Source organism: Ruegeria haliotis, from assembly GCF_013377785.1.
Taxonomy (GTDB): domain Bacteria; phylum Pseudomonadota; class Alphaproteobacteria; order Rhodobacterales; family Rhodobacteraceae; genus Ruegeria; species Ruegeria haliotis.
In genome coordinates, this window is sequence record NZ_JABXWT010000002.1 from 231,817 (window position 1) to 249,219 (window position 17,403).

Consider the following 17,403-nt stretch of genomic DNA (forward strand, 5'->3'; position numbering starts at 1 on the left):
CCGGCTTAGAACCGAAAAGTTGTGCGCAGATTGAAAACGTTCGAATCCAGACCACCGTTCGACCGGGTCACATCGTTGAAGTTCTGGCGCAGTGCCTCACCACTGATGACAAAATTCTCACCAATCGGATAGGCAACGCCGATTCCGTAAACGGCCGCCGTATCGCTATTAGCTGAAGTTTCCGCCCGCGCCGCGCCAATGACCACGTATCCCAGCGCCCCACCGAAATCATATCCGCCGCGCAGTTTAAGGCGCGTCATGCTATCCAGACTGCCTTCATCCTGTCCCAAGTTCAGGGACAAGCGATTGTACTCAAGCTCACCGCCAAGAACAAAATTGCCAAAGTCGTGATCATATCCAACATGCGGACCGAAACTCGTGTCATTACCGCTTGATCCGTTGGGCCCATCGGCATCCGCATATCCAAAGCTGAAACCGGCATAGGCCCCTGTCCAGTCCTCAGCCAAAGCGGGACCGGCACTTGAGATCATCACTGAGATAATCAGGACCGAAAGGGGTTTCATATACGTCACCAAGACAATTTCACTCAAGCTTCGGTCATCGAAGAACCGTCATTTTTAACTTGGTTATCAATGCCAAAATTTCAATTCAGCTGGCGCAAAGTTCATGAATAAGTGATCGTACTATAACAGAATTCTGCCTTAACGGGAGAAAAACTCGCGCAAATACTCTTTTGGATATTAACGCCTTCAAGCCAGCACGGGTTTTTTCGGCGCAAGTCGCAAACAGGACAGATTATGTCGGCCCGTACTGAAAAACTCGCTGCAAGAATGTGAGAGGCCTTATGCGCAGTGAAATCTGGAAAATCCGACTGATCAGCCGAACTATAGGTGCGGATCGTGGTCGTGCTGCGCGTGGTCGTCCGCAGGTGTCGTAAGATCGACCACCCAAGGACCATCTCAACTATCGGAATCAAAAAATGAACGACCAAACCCGCAACACCTCGCGCAGTGGTGGACGTGCCGCCCGTCGCGCAGCCCGCGCGACTGCCCTGCCGGAACATCTGCGCCCCATACGCCCCGGAATGGAGGGTGGCACCTACAAACCGCTGACCCAGGCGCAGGTAGAGCGTATTCACGAAACGGCTCTGCAAGCCCTTGAAACCATTGGCCTGGCCGACGCCCCGCCAAGCGGCATTGATTACCTGGTCGGGGCCGGATGTACGCTGGGCGACGACGGTCGCATTCGGTTTCCCCGCGCGCTGGTCGAAGACACGATTGCCAAAGCCAACCGGTCTGTCACCCTTTTCAGCCGGGATGGCCAAACCGATCTGGAACTGTCTGGCGCGCGGGTGCACTATGGCACCGCAGGCGCCGCTGTCAGTATGGTGGATGCTCACGGTCGCGAGTATCGCCACTCGACCGTGCAGGATTTGCATGACGCATCGCGGATTTGCCAACAACTGGACAATATCCATTTTGTTCAGCGCCCGATGGTCTGCCGCGATATCTCTGACAATCTAGAGATGGATCTGAACACGATTTATGCTTGCTGTTCAGGGACATACAAACATGTCGGCACCTCATTCACAGAGCCCGGCTATGTCGCGCCCGCCGTGGAAATGCTCCATATGATTGCGGGTGGTGAAGACAAATGGCGTGAACGGCCTTTCATGTCGAATACGAACTGCTTTGTTGTTCCACCGATGAAATTCGCGACAGAAAGCTGTGAGGTAATGGAGGAATGCATCAAGGCGGGCATGCCCATCTTGCTGTTGTCCGCAGGGATGGCAGGCGCCACCGCGCCCTCAACCATTGCCGGTGCTATCGCGCAAGCCACTGCTGAATGTCTGGCCGGATTGGTTTATGTAAACGCCGTAAGCCCGGGAGCACCCGCGATTTTTGGCACTTGGCCCTTCGGTCTGGACTTGCGAACCGGTGCCATGTCTGTGGGATCCGGCGAGCAAGCCCTGCTGAGCGCCGGATGCGCCCAGATGCACAAGTTCTACAACTTGCCGGGCGGTGCAGCCGCCGGAGCCTCAGATGCCAAACTGCCCGACATGCAAGCGGGATGGGAGCAGATGTGCTCGAACGTCATGACGGGTCTGGCAGGGTTGAATATGGTCTACGAGGCGGCAGGCATGCACGCCTCTCTGCTGGGGTTTTGCTTTGAAAGCCTGATTCTGGGCGATGATCTGATCGGTCAGGCGCAGCGTTGCGTACGCGGGATCGAGGTGACGGATGAGACGCTGGCACTGGATCAGATTGCCGAGGTTTGCCTGGGCGGTCCCGGTCATTATCTCGGCACTGATGCGACGCTTGGCCGGATGCAGGCTGATTACGTCTATCCAACCCTTGGCGACCGCACATCACCCAAGGAATGGGCTGAGCTCGACAAGCCTGACCTGATAGAAAAAGCCACCGCGCGCAAGGAAGAGATCCTGTCCGTGCCGTCTCCGGCAAGGTTTGATCCACTTCTGGATGCTGAGTTACGCAGTAGGTTCAACATTCACTTACCCGCGTAACCCATTGAAAGCGGCGGCCCGATGGGTTTCGGGCCGCCACTGATCAAGTCCGATCAGCCATTGCTGGGGGGCAGCAGACCCGCCTCTTGCGCAACAGCGATTTCGTCCGCGTCCAACGCGCCGTCGCCGTTTGCGTCCATGGCCGAGAAGGTATCTGTATCCACCTCGGGCACAACTGCTTGCACTTCTTCGATGGTCAGAACGCCATCTCCATTGGCATCTGCTGAGGATTGAGCCAGTGCCAGCGCCGGCAGTCCAAGTGCGATTGCTGAAATGACAGCCAGATTTTGCGGTTTCATTACGTTGCCTCCTGAGTGAGCTTTTGCATGTTTTTCGTCCGGACAGGCACCAGAAACACCCAAGCGTTAACCGCGTCACCCGTGTCACGTGATTTCTTGCAATTCGCGCCAATCTCCGCGTGTTTGACCGAGTCGCATTCGCAAGCACCCGCTTGGCGAAACGACCGATTGGCGTTTCGGCGGTTCTTGCCCGACACATTGGCGATGATCCGGCAAGCCTCTGCTCACCTGGGCGACTCGAGCGCGCGAAAAAAGAAAGGGGGCCGAAGCCCCCTGTTAGTTTCGCCATCCAGGCTCATTTCGTTGACCGCCCGGTATTTTTTTGCCTGCGGCCTGGACGTCGCATGAGACGAGCGCACCCGTCCCGTGAGAGAGTGGGAAAGAGCATGTATTCCGCCCCACCCTGTTCCCGGCCAACACGGGCATGCTGGCCGAGTGGAGCAAGGCGCCTTAGGTAAGTCTTAGGCTTTGCCGTGCTCCGAATTCGTCGGGACCGGTTCACCGAGGGATACCCCGGTCCCTACACCCCGCATGGCGGGGCGTGTTCCTTAGCTACACCCGCTGGTCGATCCGCAGGTGTTGCATTTCATGCAGGTGCCGTTGCGCACCAATGTGTAATTGCCGCATTCGCCGCAAGGATCGCCCTCGTATCCCTGCATCTTGGCTTTGGTACGTGCATCCATTCCGGTTGCGACCGCAGTTTCAGCCGGTGCCTCGAATTGAGGTGCGGTTTCGGCCATGCCGCTCACTTCGACCTGACCGCCATTGAAAACCGCCAGATCCTGCGGCAGACGTTTGCGCAGATAGCCCGTCGAGCTGATTTGTTTCAGAACTTCCAACGACTTGGATGCTGCGCTGTCGCTAATTTCCGAGACATTCGACAGCCCATCTTCTTCGCCGCGACCGAGATCGTCGAAGGTTGCGCCTTGGGGCTTCACATGGGCCAGATCGGTGCGATCCAGATAAGACACGGCCAGTTCGCGGAAGATGTAATCCAGGATCGAGGTCGCGTTCTTGATCGAATCATTGCCCTGCACCATCCCGGCCGGTTCAAACTTGGTGAAGGTAAAGGCGTCCACAAACTCTTCCAGCGGCACGCCATATTGCAGGCCAACCGACACGGCGATGGCAAAGTTGTTCATCATCGCCCGGAAGCCAGCACCTTCCTTGTGCATGTCGATGAATATCTCGCCCAGCTTGCCGTCTTCAAACTCACCGGTACGCAGATAAACCTTGTGGCCGCCAACGATCGCCTTTTGGGTATAGCCCTTGCGACGATGCGGAAGTTTCTCGCGATGGCTGCGGATGATTTCTTTGACCACAACCTTTTCGATGACCTTTTCGGCAAGAACAACGGCCTTTTCGTGGGCCGTGCCGCTTTCCAACGTTTCCGCCGCCTCATCATCATCCTCGACCAGAGCCGCCGCCAGCGGTTGGCTGAGTTTTGATCCGTCGCGATACAGCGCGTTGGCCTTCACACCCAGCGACCAGCTGAGTTCGTAGGCCTTCTGGCAATCCTCGATGGTCGCATCATTCGGCATATTGATCGTTTTCGAGATCGCACCCGATATGAAGCTCTGCGCTGCGGCCATCATGGTGATGTGGCTATCAACACCCAAGAAACGCTTGCCTTTCTTGCCACATGGATTGGCACAATCGAAGATCGAATAGTGCTCTTCCTTCAGATGTGGTGCGCCTTCCAGAGTCATCGTTCCGCAGACGTGATCGTTGGCCGCGTCAATATCCGCCTTGGTAAAGCCAAGATGGCGCAGCAGATCAAAGGTCGGGTCATTTAGCTTGGTCGCCGGTATGCCCAAAACACCGGTGCAGAAATCCTCGCCCAGTGTCCACTGGTTGAACACGAACCGGATGTCGAAGGCGCTTTCCAGTGCGGCGTCTACCTTGGCCAGCTCATTCGGGCCAAAACCATGGCCGGTCAGCGAGGTGTGATTGATCCCTGGCGCGTTTCCAATGCTGCCGTGACCCACTGCATACGATACGATCTCTTCGATTTGCGACGAAGAGTATCCCTGCTTTTCCAGCGCCGAAGGGACCGAGCGGTTGATGATCTTGAAGTAACCACCCCCAGCCAGCTTTTTGAACTTCACCAGCGCAAAGTCGGGTTCGATCCCGGTGGTGTCACAATCCATCACCAAGCCAATGGTACCGGTCGGAGCGACCACGGTGGATTGCGCGTTACGGTACCCGTGTTCCTCACCGAGGCTCAGCGCCTCATCCCAGGCCGACATTGCCAGATCGACCAGACGTTTGTCCGGGCAGTTGGCGTGATCCAGAGGCACCGGCTTGACGGCCAGCTTCTCATACCCGTCGGTTACACCTTGCGCAGCGCGGCGGTGGTTGCGGATGACCCGCAGCATGTGCTCGGCGTTGCGTTCATATCCTTTGAACGGGCCCAGCTCACCAGCGATTTCTGCCGAGGTTGCATAAGCCACACCGGTCATGATTGCGGTCAGTGACCCGCAGATGGCACGTCCCTCATCCGAATCGTAGCTGTAGCCCATGTTCATCAACAGGCCGCCGATATTGGCATAACCCAGACCCAGAGTGCGGAAATCGTACGATAACTGCGCGATTTCCTTGGACGGGAACTGCGCCATAGTCACCGAAATTTCCAGCGTCAGAGTCCACAGACGCGTGGCGTGCATGTAGTCTGCCGCCTGAAACTCGTCATCCTTGAGGAAAGTCAGCAGGTTCATAGACGCCAAGTTACAGGCGGTATCGTCCAGGAACATATATTCCGAGCAAGGGTTCGACCCGCGGATCGCACCATCTTCAGGGCATGTGTGCCATTCATTGACGGTGTCATGAAACTGAATGCCGGGATCTGCGCAAGCCCATGCTGCATGGCCCACTTTTTCCCACAGATCGCGGGCTTTTATAGTCCGGGCAACTTTACCGTCTCTGCGGTTGATCAGTTGCCAATCGGCATCCTTTTCAACTGCAGTCAGAAAGGCGTTTGTAACGCGGATCGAGTTGTTGGAATTTTGCCCCGAGACCGAGCTATACGCTTCCGAATCCCAGTCTGTATCATATGTCGGGAATTCGATGCTGTCGTGGCCCTGCTTGGCGTAATCCAGCACCCGCTTGATGTAAGTTTCAGGGATCGCTACCTTTTTCGCCTCACGAACGGCAGTCTTCAGACTGTCATTCTTACCGGGATCATAGGCATCGTCCTGCGCGCCGTCCCATGTGCGGATGGCCTCGAAAATGCCGTTCAGCATCTTTTCGTGCATCTTCGACCCGGCAACGATCGAGGCCACCTTCTGCTCTTCGATCACCTTCCATTCGATGAACTTCTCGATGTCAGGGTGATCCGCATCGACGATAACCATCTTTGCTGCCCGACGGGTTGTGCCGCCTGATTTGATCGCGCCAGCGGCGCGGTCGCCGATCTTGAGAAAGCCCATAAGGCCCGAGGATTTGCCGCCACCCGACAGCGCCTCGCCTTCTGCACGCAGATGGCTGAAGTTGGTCCCGGTACCAGAGCCGTATTTGAACAGGCGCGCCTCGCGCACCCACAGATCCATGATGCCGCCTTCGTTCACCAGATCGTCATCAACGGACTGAATGAAACACGCATGCGGCTGCGGATGTTCGTAAGCGGATTTCGATTTGGTCAACTTGCCGGTCTTGTAATCGACATAGTGGTGCCCCTGCGCCGGGCCGTCGATGCCATAGGCCCAGTGCAGGCCGGTGTTGAACCACTGCGGGCTGTTCGGCGCGGCGCGCTGCGTCGCCAGCATATAGCGCATCTCATCAAAGTAAGCGCGCGCGTCCTCTTCGGTCGAGAAATAACCGCCTTTCCAGCCCCAATAAGCCCAGGCACCAGCCAGACGGTCGAACACTTGTTTGGACGACGTTTCGCCATCGAATTCAGCGTCTTCGGCCGGAACGGACCGCCACAGAAATTCTGGGACGTCCTTTTCCTTGACCTTTTTCACACTTGAAGGAACTCCGGCCTTGCGAAAGTACTTCTGCGCGATGACGTCGCTTGCGACCTGGCTCCAGCGCGTGGGAACTTCGATGTTATCGAGACGGAAGACGATCGTGCCATCGGGGTTGCGAATTTCGGACGTCGCAGAAACGAAATCCAGATCCGCATATGCATCCTGCCCCGGTTTAGTAAATTTCCTGTCAATCTTCATGTCCGCCGCCCTAAGATTCAATTGTCGTGTTCCGCAGCTTCGAGCTCGGAAATAACGAGCCACCCACCAAACCAAAGACGCGGGGCGCAAAAAGGCCAGCCGCTGTTGCAAACAGCGCGAAACCGACCTAGCGGTTGCACGATACTATGATGTGCTTTCCGTCCCTCGCAATGTGCCGCCCCTGACTTTAGCTACCAGATGTAGTGGCACTGCCTTTGGTTCATACAATTTGGCGTATCTACCCATACGAGGTCAACGTCATTTTCCGTCATTTTTGAAATCTTTTGTATTGACCGGGTCGTCACGGGATTGGCCCAATCTTGAATTTCCGATTCCTCCACAATTTCATCCACGGCAGATTTTTGCCGATACCGGAAAGCCTCAAAAGGATTTGCCGTTTTTACCAGCATAGTTATCAGCATTTGATCAACCTGTGCCTTGCTGGCTAGGCTGTCATAGAATCATCTCTGCCAAGAAGCGGCGATGCAGGCACGCGCCCGGTATTGCGCAAATGATTGAGAGCTTACAAACGGATGCAGTTGTTTCGCCTACTCCCCACCATGGCCCTGATCGTGGCCTGCACACCACAAGATGTGCCCGATGCGTCGCGTAGCGCGCAGTTCGTGCAATACCCGGAAAAATTGTTCGATACGTTCGAAACCAGTTGCTCTGGCCCAGGTGAAACCTTCGAGAAAATCGGCGACCACGGTTTTGAGTGTAGCGAATTCCTGCCACCCGACACCACGGCCTATCTGATTCTGAACTATGATGGTTACCCGCAGGATCTGCCGCAAAGCGTGATGCGCCTGACATCGACAAAAAACGCATCCGGCTATCGCGTCGATGCAACCCTGTTCTTCAAAGTGCCCCAAAAGAGCGGTTCAACCGTCGAAATCCCGGTGGAAAGCAAGACGCTGGATACAGCGATTAGCGCGCTGTACCAAGCAATGGGTGGATCACCAACATAGGTGGAAAGAAGTGGTCGGGGCGGCAGGATTCGAACCTACGACCCCCTGTACCCAAAACAGGTGCGCTACCAGACTGCGCCACGCCCCGAACCGTGCGCCTTCCTAACCATGCCGATCTGATTTGAAAAGCCCTAACAGGGCCAAATTGCGGAACCTTGCGAAAAAACTTCGTGCCGCATCTGGGTTCCGGGCGTGATCAGGTACCGCGACGACAAACCCGCGTTAATTTCAAGCACAGCAAAGACCGAATCGCCGCCTTCGACAGGCGTCAAATCACCCGGCACCGCACCTTCATGCACACGCGTCACGGTTCCGGTCTGATCCAGAAAAATCATATCCAAAGGAATCAGCGTGTTTTTCATCCAGAACGCAACTGGTTGCGGAGGGTCGAATACAAACAGCATCCCCGAACGGTCCGGCAAGGATTCCCGAAACATCAAACCGCGCGATCGTTCTTGCGGCGTCACCGCAAGTTCGATGTTAAAACGAATCTGAGTTTTATCGTTTCGCAGGTCAACCCGCTCTGGACGGCACGCCGCCATCACCCCCCCAGCCCATACCGTTGAAAACAGAGCCAGAGTCGTAAGGAGGCGTATCATAACTTATCAGTCGTCCAGTGCTGCTTCCCAGGCCAGAACCTGAGCGGCCATACGGCCTCGTTTGCCATCAATCACACGCATGGCAAGCGCCTCGCCTGGCTGCAGATCAGCCAGACCCGACCGGCGTAGAACCTCGATATGAAGGAAGACGTCTTCGTTACTGCCAAAAACATTCGCGAATCCGAATCCCTTGCCTTTGTCGAACCACTTGACCCGTGCCGCTTCCAGCGGCGCGTCCGTAATCACGTCCGGATCCAGCTCCGCGAAATCCGCCAATAGCATCGTATCGGTGCGCGCCGGAGGGTCGACGCTTACGACTTCGACAGCCTGAACGCCGCGGTCCGTCCGATGCGTCATGATCTCAATGCCCGCACCATCAGCGACCGAGCTCTGACCAAAATTCCGCAACACATTGACGTGCAACAGAATATCCGGACCGCCGTCGTCGGACACAACAAATCCGTACCCCTTGGCGGGATCGAACCATTTAACGTGTCCACGGACGCGATACATGTTGTTCAGATCTTCTGGCACTGTTTTCCCATCGCGAATTTTTTCAGTTCGTTAAGGGTTTGTTGTTTATGGGAATGGCTCGCAATTTCAAGCCGAAAAAATTGTGTGTTTTCTGTCTGTTGCATTTCGCGACACGTGAACGTCATGGATTCAACCTCTGCACATGCCACACGGAACTTGGCTCATCCCTTTGCCACCTGAAACGATCATGCAGGCGGAACGCCCCATCGGCCCAGAATTCAATCTCGGTCGGCACGAGTCTATAGCCACCCCAGTACGGAGGACGTGGCGGATTCGGCCCCAATTTTGCCGTCACCTTGGCAACCTCGGCCATCAAGGCCGTACGGCTGCTCAGCGGTTGCGACTGACGAGATGCCCACGCCCCCAACCGACTTTTGAGCGATCTTGACGCATAATACTCGTCAGCTTGAGGCCCACTCTCCCGAGTCAGTGTACCACGAACTCGTATCTGGCGCCGCAATGATTTCCAGTGCATCACAAAAGCGGCCTTACCGGCACTATCCAACTCGGCGGCTTTGGCGCTTTCATAATTGGTATAGAAGACGAACGCGGCGGCTTCGATTTCTTTCAACAATACCATGCGCACGTTTGGCATGCCGCTATCATCGACGGTCGCCAGAGCAATCGCGTTCGGATCGTTCACTTCGGTCTCTTCGGCCTCAGCCAGCCACCGCCCCGCTATTTCAAACGGATCGGCGCCAGCAAAAATGCCATCGCGCTCGCTCATTTCCATCCCCTGGAATATAATGTTAACGACCCTAAGGCGAGAACCTGCTGCGGGCAAGAGCACACAGCCTTGATGCAGCGCAACCAATGGCATAAACCAATTCAACAAATCGCGAAGACAGGCGGAGAACCAAACATGTCAAATCAGTTGATGGCTGGCAAACGCGGCCTCATCATGGGACTGGCCAATGACAAATCAATCGCATGGGGAATCGCCCGCGCCTTGTCCAACGCCGGGGCCGAACTGGCCTTTTCTTATCAGGGTGATGCCTTGAAGAAACGGGTCGACCCGCTGGCAGCTCAACTCGGCAGTGAAATCGTCCTGCCCTGCGACGTCAGCAACGAAGGGTCGGTCGATGCCCTTTTCTCTTCACTCGAGGAAAAGTGGGGCAAGCTGGACTTCGTCGTCCACGCGATCGGTTTTTCAGACAAGAACGAGCTGCGCGGGCGCTATGTCGATACCAGCCGCGCAAATTTCAAACTGACGATGGATGTGTCGGTTTACTCGTTCACTGCCGTGATGCAGCGGGCCGAGAAGATGATGTCCGAGGGCAGCAGCGCCATCACGCTGACCTATTACGGTGCCGAACAAGTGATGCCGCACTATAATGTGATGGGCGTCGCCAAAGCTGCGCTGGAAGCGTCGGTCAAGTATCTGGCCGAGGATCTGGGCAAGGACGGTATCCGCGTCAACTCGATCTCGGCGGGTCCGATCAAGACGCTGGCCGCCAGTGGCATCGGCGATTTCCGCTACATCATGAAGTGGAACGAATACAACTCGCCCCTGCGACGCAACGTGACCATCGACGATGTGGGCAAATCGGCACTGTATCTGCTGTCTGACCTCAGCAGCGGTGTGACCGGTGAAAACCTGCACGTAGATTCGGGCTACCACATCGTCGGCATGAAGGCCGTTGATGCACCGGACGTTGAAAAGGGTTAAGAACATGAGCGCCAAGGACCGCCTGCCCCACGAAAAAGGCTTTCATATCAGCTGGGATCAGATTCACCGCGATTCCCGTGCTTTGGCATGGCGTTTGGACGGACAAGGCCCGGATGACGGCGCATGGCGTGCGGTGGTGGCAATCACTCGGGGCGGCATGGCGCCTGCGATGATCGTCAGCCGCGAGCTGGACATTCGCACCGTTGATACGATCAGTGTCCGGTCCTACCATCATCAAGATCAAGGTCAGGCCGAAGTTTTGAAGGCACCCGATGCGATTCTGATGGGCGATGGCGAAGGCATTCTGATCATCGATGACTTGGTCGATAGTGGCAAAACATTGGAGCTGGTGCGCGATATGTACCCCAAAGCTCATTTCGCGACGGTTTACGCCAAACCCAAAGGTCGTCCGATGGTCGACTCGTTTATTACTGAGGTCAGCCAGGACACATGGATCTTTTTCCCATGGGATATGGCCCTTCAGTATGTTCAACCATATCGCGGCACAGACTGACCCTTTCTATTTAAACCAAAGCGTGCGGCAGGCCCGCGCTGAAATGCTCAGGGATGGCGTATGACTCAAACCCGCACAGCCGCCACATTTGCCCCTCCGGTGATGGAAGCGCGTCGGTGGTTGGACGGCGTCACATTCACAGCTGATCGTCCGCTGATCAATGTCAGTCAGGCGGCTCCGGTTGATCCGCCACCACTGGCGCTGCGTCAAGCTATGGCTGAGTTTGCAGTAACCGAGGACAGCGCGCATCTTTATGGCCCGGTGTTGGGTAACGATGATCTGCGGTCCGAACTGGCCGTTCAGATTGGAAACCACTACACGGCAGGAATCCGGACGCAACAGGTCGCCATCACATCCGGATGCAATCAAGCTTTTTCTGCGGTGATTTCGGCCCTCACCGATCAGGATGACGAAGTCATCCTGCCAACCCCATGGTATTTCAATCACAAAATGTGGTTGGACATGGCAGGCGTGCGCACGGTTGAACTTCCCACCGGGGATGACCTGCTGCCCGACCCGGACAAGGCGCGCGCGCTGATCACGAACAGAACACGTGCCATCGCGCTGGTTACGCCCAACAATCCGGGCGGCGTCGAATACCCTGCCGATCTGGTCCGTGCTTTTTATGATCTGGCCCGCGAGACCGGAATTCGTTTGATAGTCGATGAAACCTATCGCGATTTTGACAGCCGCAGCGGCCCGCCTCATGAGTTGTTCCAGCAATCAGGTTGGGACGATACGCTGGTGCATCTCTATTCGTTTTCCAAGGCTTACCGCCTGACAGGGCACCGGGTCGGCGCGATTGCCACTAGTGAATCGCTTCTGTCCGAGATCGAAAAATTTCTGGACACCGTAGCAATCTGCCCGGGGCAGATCGGGCAGTTTGCAGCCCTTTGGGGTATGCGGAACCTGCCTCACTGGCTGGCCGACGAACGGGATGAAATCCTTGACCGGCGCGCTGCAATCTCGGACCGGATGCCAGAGCTGACCGCCAAAGGCTGGCGGTTGCTGGGTCTCGGCGCTTACTTCGCTTATCTGGAACATCCTTTCGACATACCGTCGGATGAACTGGCCCGCCGTCTGGTGGCCGAAGCCGGTATTCTCTTGCTACCCGGCACCATGTTCATGCCCAATCATGATCCGGCTGGAAAACGGCAGGTTCGCATCGCTTTTGCCAATCTCGACCGCGCTGGCATTGGCCAATTGTTCAACCGTTTGCAGACCCTGTCCTTCTAAGCTTGCCCCCCGGCGGTGCGCGTCGTATTCAGGGCCGCAACCGACGGGGCAGATACCTGCCGCAAGAAGCACGAAGAGGGCACCATGGCCGCAGGCGCAAAAAGTCTTTCGAAAACCTTTGTCTGGATTCTGATGGGCCTTTTGATGCTGGGCCTTGCCGGCTTTGGCGCCGTCAACCTCAGCGGAACCATCCGAACAGTGGCGCAGGTGGGCGACGAAAGCATCTCGGTCGATACTTATGTGCGAGAGTTGCAGCGCGAAATCCGCGCGGTCGAGGCACAGACTGGCCAACAAATGCAAATGTCGCAGGCCCGCGAGCTGGGTCTGGAACAGCTGGCCCTGTCGCGTCTGACGGCGCTGGCCGCTTTGGACAACGAGGTCGCGCAGCTCGGCATCTCGATCGGAGATGAGAACCTGCAGGAAGAGATCGTCTCGATCCCGGCCTTTCAGGGCGTCAACGGTTCGTTCGACCGTGATGCCTATCAGTTCCAGCTGGATCAGGTCGGTATGACGGATTCTGAATTCGAATCGGATCTGCGCAAGGAATCCGCACGCACGCTTGTTCAGGGTGCGGTGATCAGCGGTGTGAAAATGCCCACCACCCTGTCAGACACTCTGACGGATTTTGTTGGCGCCCGGCGCAGCTTTACCGTCGCGACCGTTGGGGTCGATGCGCTGGCCACACCGGTCGCCGATCCTACGGACGCGCAGGTTCAGGCCTATTACGACGAAAACTCGGACCAGTTCACCCTGCCCCGCACCAAGCGCCTGACATACGCCATCCTGTCGCCCGAGATGCTGTTGGACACAGTTGAGATTGACGAAGACTCGCTGCGCCGTCTGTATGATCAGCGATCTGCCGAATACCAGCAGCCCGAGCGCCGTCTGGTCGAACGCCTGAACTTCTCCGACGAAGCAGCGGCAAACGATGCCAAAGCGCAACTGGAGGTCGGCGGAACATCGTTTGAACAATTGGTTCGCGAACGGCAGCTTGAACTCAGCGATATCGACCTCGGCGACGTGACCCGCGACGATCTGGGTGAAGCCGCCGATGCCGTTTTTGCCGCCGAGCTTGATACAGTCGTTGGACCGTTGTCTTCGGTTTTTGGTCCGGCCCTGTTTCGCATCAATGGTTCGCTGGCGGCGAACAATGTGCCATTTGAGGATGCTGAACCTGCGTTGCGCGAAGAGTTGGCCGCAGATCGCGCCCGTCGCCTGATCGAGGCGCAATCTGAAGACATCAACGATATGCTGGCCGGTGGTGCCACACTGGAAGAGTTGGCCAACGAGACGGAAATGGAACTGGGACAGATCGACTGGAGCCGTGACAGTGCCGAGCGTGTGGCGGCTTATGACGGGTTCCGCGTCGCCGCCGAAGCTGTACGCGAGGGCGATTTCCCCGAAGTGGCCTTTCTGGAAGATGGATCAATCTTTGCCCTCCGTCTGAACGAAGTTCTCCCGCAGCGACCCGAACCACTGGACAGCGCACATGAACGTGTTGTGGCGGCGTGGGTGCAGACCGAGACAAACAAGGCATTGCAGGAACAAGCTGGTTCGGCGCTGACCCAACTAGCCACGGATGGCGACTTTGCAGCGACTGGCCTGCCGTTCCGCGTTGAAAATGCCTTGACGCGTACAGCATTCCTCGAAGATGTCCCGGCAGATTTCATGACAGAAGTCTTTGAAATGGAGCCCGGTGACCTGAGAGTCATTGGCGGCAACGGATCAGCCCTGATTGTACGTCTGGATGAAGTTCTGCCCCCTGCAGAGACCGATGAACTGCGTCAAATGCAGCAAGCCCTGTCCGCTCAGTTGGATCAGGCGTTGGCCCAGAACATTTTCGACGCCTATGTGCGCGATGCTCAAACCCGGGCCCGCCCGGTCATCGACCAGCAGGCGTTGAACGCCGTGCAGGCGAGCTATTAAACGAGACCGACATGGCCCTGACACCAGATTTCGATACCTTCGCGCGCGCCTATGAAGCGGGTGAAAACCAAGTCGTATACACTCGCCTTGCCGCCGATCTGGACACACCCGTTTCGCTGATGTTCAAGCTGACGGGCGCGCAGAAAGACGCCTTCATGCTCGAGTCGGTCACTGGTGGTGAAGTGCGCGGGCGCTATTCGATCATCGGTATGAAACCGGATCTGGTCTGGCGCTGTCATGGTGAGACATCTGCACTGAATCGTTCGGCCCGTTTCGATGCCGACGCCTTCACGCCGCAAGACGGCAACCCGTTGGACAATCTGCGCGCCTTGCTCGCCGAAAGTCGCATCGCCCTACCCGATGATCTGCCGCAAGCAGCGGCAGGCCTATTCGGCTATTTGGGGTACGATATGGTGCGGCTGGTCGAATACCTGCCGGACGTGAATCCCGATCCGCTGGGCCTGCCGGACGCGATTATGCTGCGCCCTTCGGTCGTCGCGGTTCTGGACGGGGTGAAGGGCGAAGTAACAGTTGTCTCCCCCGCCTGGGTCAGCGACGGTCAATCGGCCAAAGCCGCCTATGCGCAGGCCGCCGAACGCGTGATGGACGCCGTGCGTGATCTGGAACGCGCGATGCCTGCGGAAACACGCGATCTGGGCGACGCACATGAAGTCGCCCCGCCCGTTTCGAATTTCACCAAATCCGGCTACATGGAAGCGGTCGAGAAGGCCAAGGACTACATCCGCGCAGGCGACATCTTTCAGGTCGTTCCGGCACAACGTTGGACGCAGGAATTCCCGCTGCCGCCGTTTGCGCTGTATCGTTCGCTGCGGCGTACGAATCCGTCGCCGTTCATGTTCTATTTCAACTTCGGCGGCTTTCAGGTGGTTGGCGCCAGCCCGGAAATTCTGGTGCGCGTCTTTGGCAACGAAGTTACGATTCGACCTATTGCTGGCACCCGCCCTCGCGGTGCGACGCCCGAAGAGGATAAAGCGAACGAAGTGGACCTGCTGGCCGACAAAAAGGAATTGGCAGAACACCTGATGCTGCTGGATCTGGGCCGCAACGACACGGGTCGTGTGGCCAAGATCGGCACCGTACGCCCGACCGAAGAGTTCATCATCGAACGCTACAGCCACGTCATGCACATCGTATCCAACGTTGTCGGTGAACTGGCCGAGGGCAAGGACGCGCTGGACGCTTTCTTTGCCGGGATGCCCGCGGGCACCGTTTCAGGTGCACCGAAGGTGCGCGCGATGGAAATCATCGACGAGCTGGAGCCCGAAAAACGCGGCGTCTATGGCGGCGGCGTGGGGTATTTCAGCGCGGGGGGCGACATGGATATGTGCATCGCCCTGCGCACGGCGATCGTGAAGGATCACAAACTGTATATTCAGGCCGGTGGTGGCGTCGTCTATGATAGCGATCCCGAATCGGAATACATGGAGACCGTCCACAAATCCAACGCCATCCGTCGGGCTGCGGCGGATGCGGCGCGTTTCACGGGCTCAGGCAACAGTTAAACAAAAGGGCGGCAGATCCTGAGATCGCCGCCCTTTTTGCTCATTCTGCGAAATTTACTGGATTTCTTTCATCATGACCGCCGAGATTGGGGCCATGGCTACGCGGCTGCCACGATCCTCTAACCCCCAAAGCAGCAAGGCTGAGATTGTCTCGGGGCGGACCCGACCCAACATCACAACGGTCCCCTCCTGACCAGCCCGGAAGGCCGCCTGATCCAGAAAACGGCGCATGATACCGGGATCCTGCCGGGCCCCGTCGATGTCGCGGAACACCACACCCGAAGGAACCCCGTTGCGCGCCGCCAGCTTTTGCACTGTATTCAGACCGTTGTCCTGCATGATCAGGCCACGCCCGGTTCCACCTGCAATTGCGGCCACCTGATCAGCCAGTTTCCGGTTGCCCTGAATACCCGTCTCGACACCTTCGAGAATTCCAACGGTTTCGGGCAAAGTATCCAGCCAGACGGCCAATGAAACCTCGGCATCCTGCGCGCTGGCTGCTTCGGGCATATCGGCCAGCGCCAGCACCTCGAACCCGGCAGCGCGGTGTTGCGCCATCTTACTGACCGCATTGGGATCAGACGGGCTGACGGCAAAGCTGATCGGATACGGGAAATCTTGCAGTGCTTCGGCCCCGAAAGAGCCCTCATCATCAATCAGGATGATGGACATCAGTGGCTTGGAATCGGGGTTGTCAAAGGTGGCAGCGAAAGCCTCGATCGGGTTGCCGGATACACTTTCGACTTCAACACTGACTTCCTCGGTTGGGGCATCATCACGGTCGGTCAGCGGGACGACCCGCGTACCTACAATTGAATTGCTTGCAGAGGTCTGTTCGCCACCAATCTGAGGCAAAGCCGCTATCCGAGGCAATTCGCGAGGCAGCACGTCTTCGTCCCCTTCGACAGCAATGGGGCTATTTTCGAACGGGTTTTCGACCTCTGGGTCTTGAATGACCTCAGGTGATTCCGGCGCGAATTCCGGTAGAATCACCGCCACCTCTTCGCTTTCCGGTTCGGCCGGCGGTGCTGGCGTTTCATCAATCGTCACCGGTTGTTCTTCGTCCTGCGGAGAAGCCGGTGCCGAGCTTGGCGCAGGCGGTGTCGCTGGCGGTTCGATCACAACAGACACTTCGGTCGAGACAGTCGGATCGGGTTGTTCAAGCTCCTGCGTCGCTCCACCGATTGTCGGTTGCGTATCCGGCGCTGAATCAATCTCGGACAGGTCTGCCAAACCCTCGGCTTCTTCCTCGGCGGCTTTCGGCGCAAGGGGGGGCAATTCCACCAGATCAGCGTCTGATCCGGCCTCTGCAATCCCCGCCGAACTTTCCGGTACTTCGACCGGTGCGGCTTTGGGAGTCTGAGTTGCCACAACCGACTTGTTGGCCAACGGCGTGCTCAATGACAATACCGCGCCTAAAATCAAAACAACGACCGCCCCTGCGATCATTCCTCCGAAAAATCCGCCCATTACTCTTGCCTCTC

General features: G+C 57.1%; 14 protein-coding genes and 1 tRNA gene. 7 read left to right on the top strand and 8 right to left on the bottom strand.

What is annotated here, in order from left to right; genetic code table 11:
• Positions 1-5: 5 nt before the first annotated feature.
• A complete protein-coding gene (locus HW561_RS06125) occupies positions 6-524 on the bottom strand; it encodes an outer membrane protein (protein WP_176862749.1) in 519 nt (172 codons plus the stop codon).
• A gap of 416 nt (positions 525-940) precedes the next feature.
• On the opposite strand from HW561_RS06125, the gene HW561_RS06130 reads away from it, so the two are divergent.
• Positions 941-2,485: a trimethylamine methyltransferase family protein gene (locus HW561_RS06130; protein ID WP_176862751.1), complete on the top strand. Its 1,545-nt coding sequence runs from the start codon at positions 941-943 to the stop codon at positions 2,483-2,485.
• Positions 2,486-2,538: 53 nt separating this feature from the next.
• On the opposite strand, the gene HW561_RS06135 is transcribed toward HW561_RS06130, so the two are convergent.
• Both HW561_RS06135 and HW561_RS06140 read right to left on the bottom strand, forming a co-directional pair.
• Positions 2,539-2,784: an EF-hand domain-containing protein gene (locus tag HW561_RS06135; RefSeq protein WP_176862753.1), complete on the bottom strand. Its 246-nt coding sequence runs from the start codon at positions 2,782-2,784 to the stop codon at positions 2,539-2,541.
• 548 nt (positions 2,785-3,332) lie between these two features.
• Positions 3,333-6,950 (bottom strand): vitamin B12-dependent ribonucleotide reductase, encoded by a 3,618-nt coding sequence (locus HW561_RS06140; protein WP_176862755.1) that lies wholly within the window; start codon positions 6,948-6,950, stop codon positions 3,333-3,335.
• Positions 6,951-7,483: 533 nt separating this feature from the next.
• Between HW561_RS06140 and HW561_RS06145 the strand changes: the two genes are divergently transcribed.
• Positions 7,484-7,918, top strand: coding sequence for a hypothetical protein (locus tag HW561_RS06145; protein ID WP_176862757.1), 435 nt, complete (start codon positions 7,484-7,486; stop codon positions 7,916-7,918).
• A gap of 11 nt (positions 7,919-7,929) precedes the next feature.
• On the opposite strand, the gene HW561_RS06150 is transcribed toward HW561_RS06145, so the two are convergent.
• The 4 genes from HW561_RS06150 to pdxH form a co-directional block, all read right to left on the bottom strand.
• A tRNA-Pro gene (locus HW561_RS06150) sits at positions 7,930-8,006 on the bottom strand.
• 43 nt (positions 8,007-8,049) lie between these two features.
• Positions 8,050-8,517: a DUF192 domain-containing protein gene (locus HW561_RS06155; protein WP_176862759.1), complete on the bottom strand. Its 468-nt coding sequence runs from the start codon at positions 8,515-8,517 to the stop codon at positions 8,050-8,052.
• Positions 8,518-8,523: 6 nt separating this feature from the next.
• Positions 8,524-9,030 (bottom strand): cold-shock protein, encoded by a 507-nt coding sequence (locus tag HW561_RS06160; protein ID WP_211198551.1) that lies wholly within the window; start codon positions 9,028-9,030, stop codon positions 8,524-8,526.
• 142 nt (positions 9,031-9,172) lie between these two features.
• Positions 9,173-9,778 (bottom strand): pyridoxamine 5'-phosphate oxidase, encoded by a 606-nt coding sequence (gene pdxH / locus HW561_RS06165; RefSeq protein WP_176862764.1) that lies wholly within the window; start codon positions 9,776-9,778, stop codon positions 9,173-9,175.
• Between the two features lie 135 nt (positions 9,779-9,913).
• Here pdxH and fabI point away from each other — a divergent pair, with 135 nt between their 5' ends.
• From fabI to trpE, 5 genes are all read left to right on the top strand, one after another.
• A complete protein-coding gene (gene fabI, locus HW561_RS06170) occupies positions 9,914-10,720 on the top strand; it encodes an enoyl-ACP reductase FabI (protein ID WP_176862766.1) in 807 nt (268 codons plus the stop codon).
• Positions 10,721-10,724: 4 nt separating this feature from the next.
• The gene (gene gpt, locus HW561_RS06175) at positions 10,725-11,234 is read left to right on the top strand and encodes a xanthine phosphoribosyltransferase (RefSeq protein WP_176862768.1); all 510 of its coding nucleotides are present in this window, start codon (positions 10,725-10,727) and stop codon (positions 11,232-11,234) included.
• 60 nt (positions 11,235-11,294) lie between these two features.
• The gene (locus tag HW561_RS06180; protein ID WP_176862771.1) at positions 11,295-12,470 is read left to right on the top strand and encodes an aminotransferase; all 1,176 of its coding nucleotides are present in this window, start codon (positions 11,295-11,297) and stop codon (positions 12,468-12,470) included.
• An 84-nt stretch (positions 12,471-12,554) separates the two neighbouring features.
• Positions 12,555-14,396 carry a peptidyl-prolyl cis-trans isomerase gene (locus HW561_RS06185; RefSeq protein WP_176862774.1) on the top strand — a complete coding sequence of 614 codons (1,842 nt, stop codon included), beginning with the start codon at positions 12,555-12,557 and terminating at the stop codon, positions 14,394-14,396.
• Between the two features lie 11 nt (positions 14,397-14,407).
• On the top strand, positions 14,408-15,919 hold the full coding sequence (gene trpE, locus HW561_RS06190) for an anthranilate synthase component I (RefSeq protein ID WP_176862777.1): 1,512 nt from the start codon (positions 14,408-14,410) through the stop codon (positions 15,917-15,919).
• 54 nt (positions 15,920-15,973) lie between these two features.
• On the opposite strand, the gene HW561_RS06195 is transcribed toward trpE, so the two are convergent.
• Entirely contained in the window at positions 15,974-17,389 is a 1,416-nt protein-coding gene (locus tag HW561_RS06195) for a divergent polysaccharide deacetylase family protein (RefSeq protein ID WP_176862780.1), read from the bottom strand.
• Positions 17,390-17,403 lie beyond the last annotated feature (14 nt).

Coding starts and splice junctions, on each gene's coding strand:
- HW561_RS06130 (WP_176862751.1), top strand. CDS start 941: ATGAACGACCAAACCCGCAACACCTCGCGCAGTGGTGGACGTGCCGCC.
- HW561_RS06145 (WP_176862757.1), top strand. CDS start 7,484: ATGCAGTTGTTTCGCCTACTCCCCACCATGGCCCTGATCGTGGCCTGC.
- HW561_RS06180 (WP_176862771.1), top strand. CDS start 11,295: ATGACTCAAACCCGCACAGCCGCCACATTTGCCCCTCCGGTGATGGAA.
- fabI (WP_176862766.1), top strand. CDS start 9,914: ATGTCAAATCAGTTGATGGCTGGCAAACGCGGCCTCATCATGGGACTG.
- HW561_RS06185 (WP_176862774.1), top strand. CDS start 12,555: ATGGCCGCAGGCGCAAAAAGTCTTTCGAAAACCTTTGTCTGGATTCTG.
- HW561_RS06125 (WP_176862749.1), bottom strand. CDS start 524: ATGAAACCCCTTTCGGTCCTGATTATCTCAGTGATGATCTCAAGTGCC.
- trpE (WP_176862777.1), top strand. CDS start 14,408: ATGGCCCTGACACCAGATTTCGATACCTTCGCGCGCGCCTATGAAGCG.
- HW561_RS06160 (WP_211198551.1), bottom strand. CDS start 9,030: ATGTATCGCGTCCGTGGACACGTTAAATGGTTCGATCCCGCCAAGGGG.
- HW561_RS06195 (WP_176862780.1), bottom strand. CDS start 17,389: ATGGGCGGATTTTTCGGAGGAATGATCGCAGGGGCGGTCGTTGTTTTG.
- HW561_RS06135 (WP_176862753.1), bottom strand. CDS start 2,784: ATGAAACCGCAAAATCTGGCTGTCATTTCAGCAATCGCACTTGGACTG.
- gpt (WP_176862768.1), top strand. CDS start 10,725: ATGAGCGCCAAGGACCGCCTGCCCCACGAAAAAGGCTTTCATATCAGC.
- HW561_RS06140 (WP_176862755.1), bottom strand. CDS start 6,950: ATGAAGATTGACAGGAAATTTACTAAACCGGGGCAGGATGCATATGCG.
- HW561_RS06155 (WP_176862759.1), bottom strand. CDS start 8,517: ATGATACGCCTCCTTACGACTCTGGCTCTGTTTTCAACGGTATGGGCT.
- pdxH (WP_176862764.1), bottom strand. CDS start 9,778: ATGAGCGAGCGCGATGGCATTTTTGCTGGCGCCGATCCGTTTGAAATA.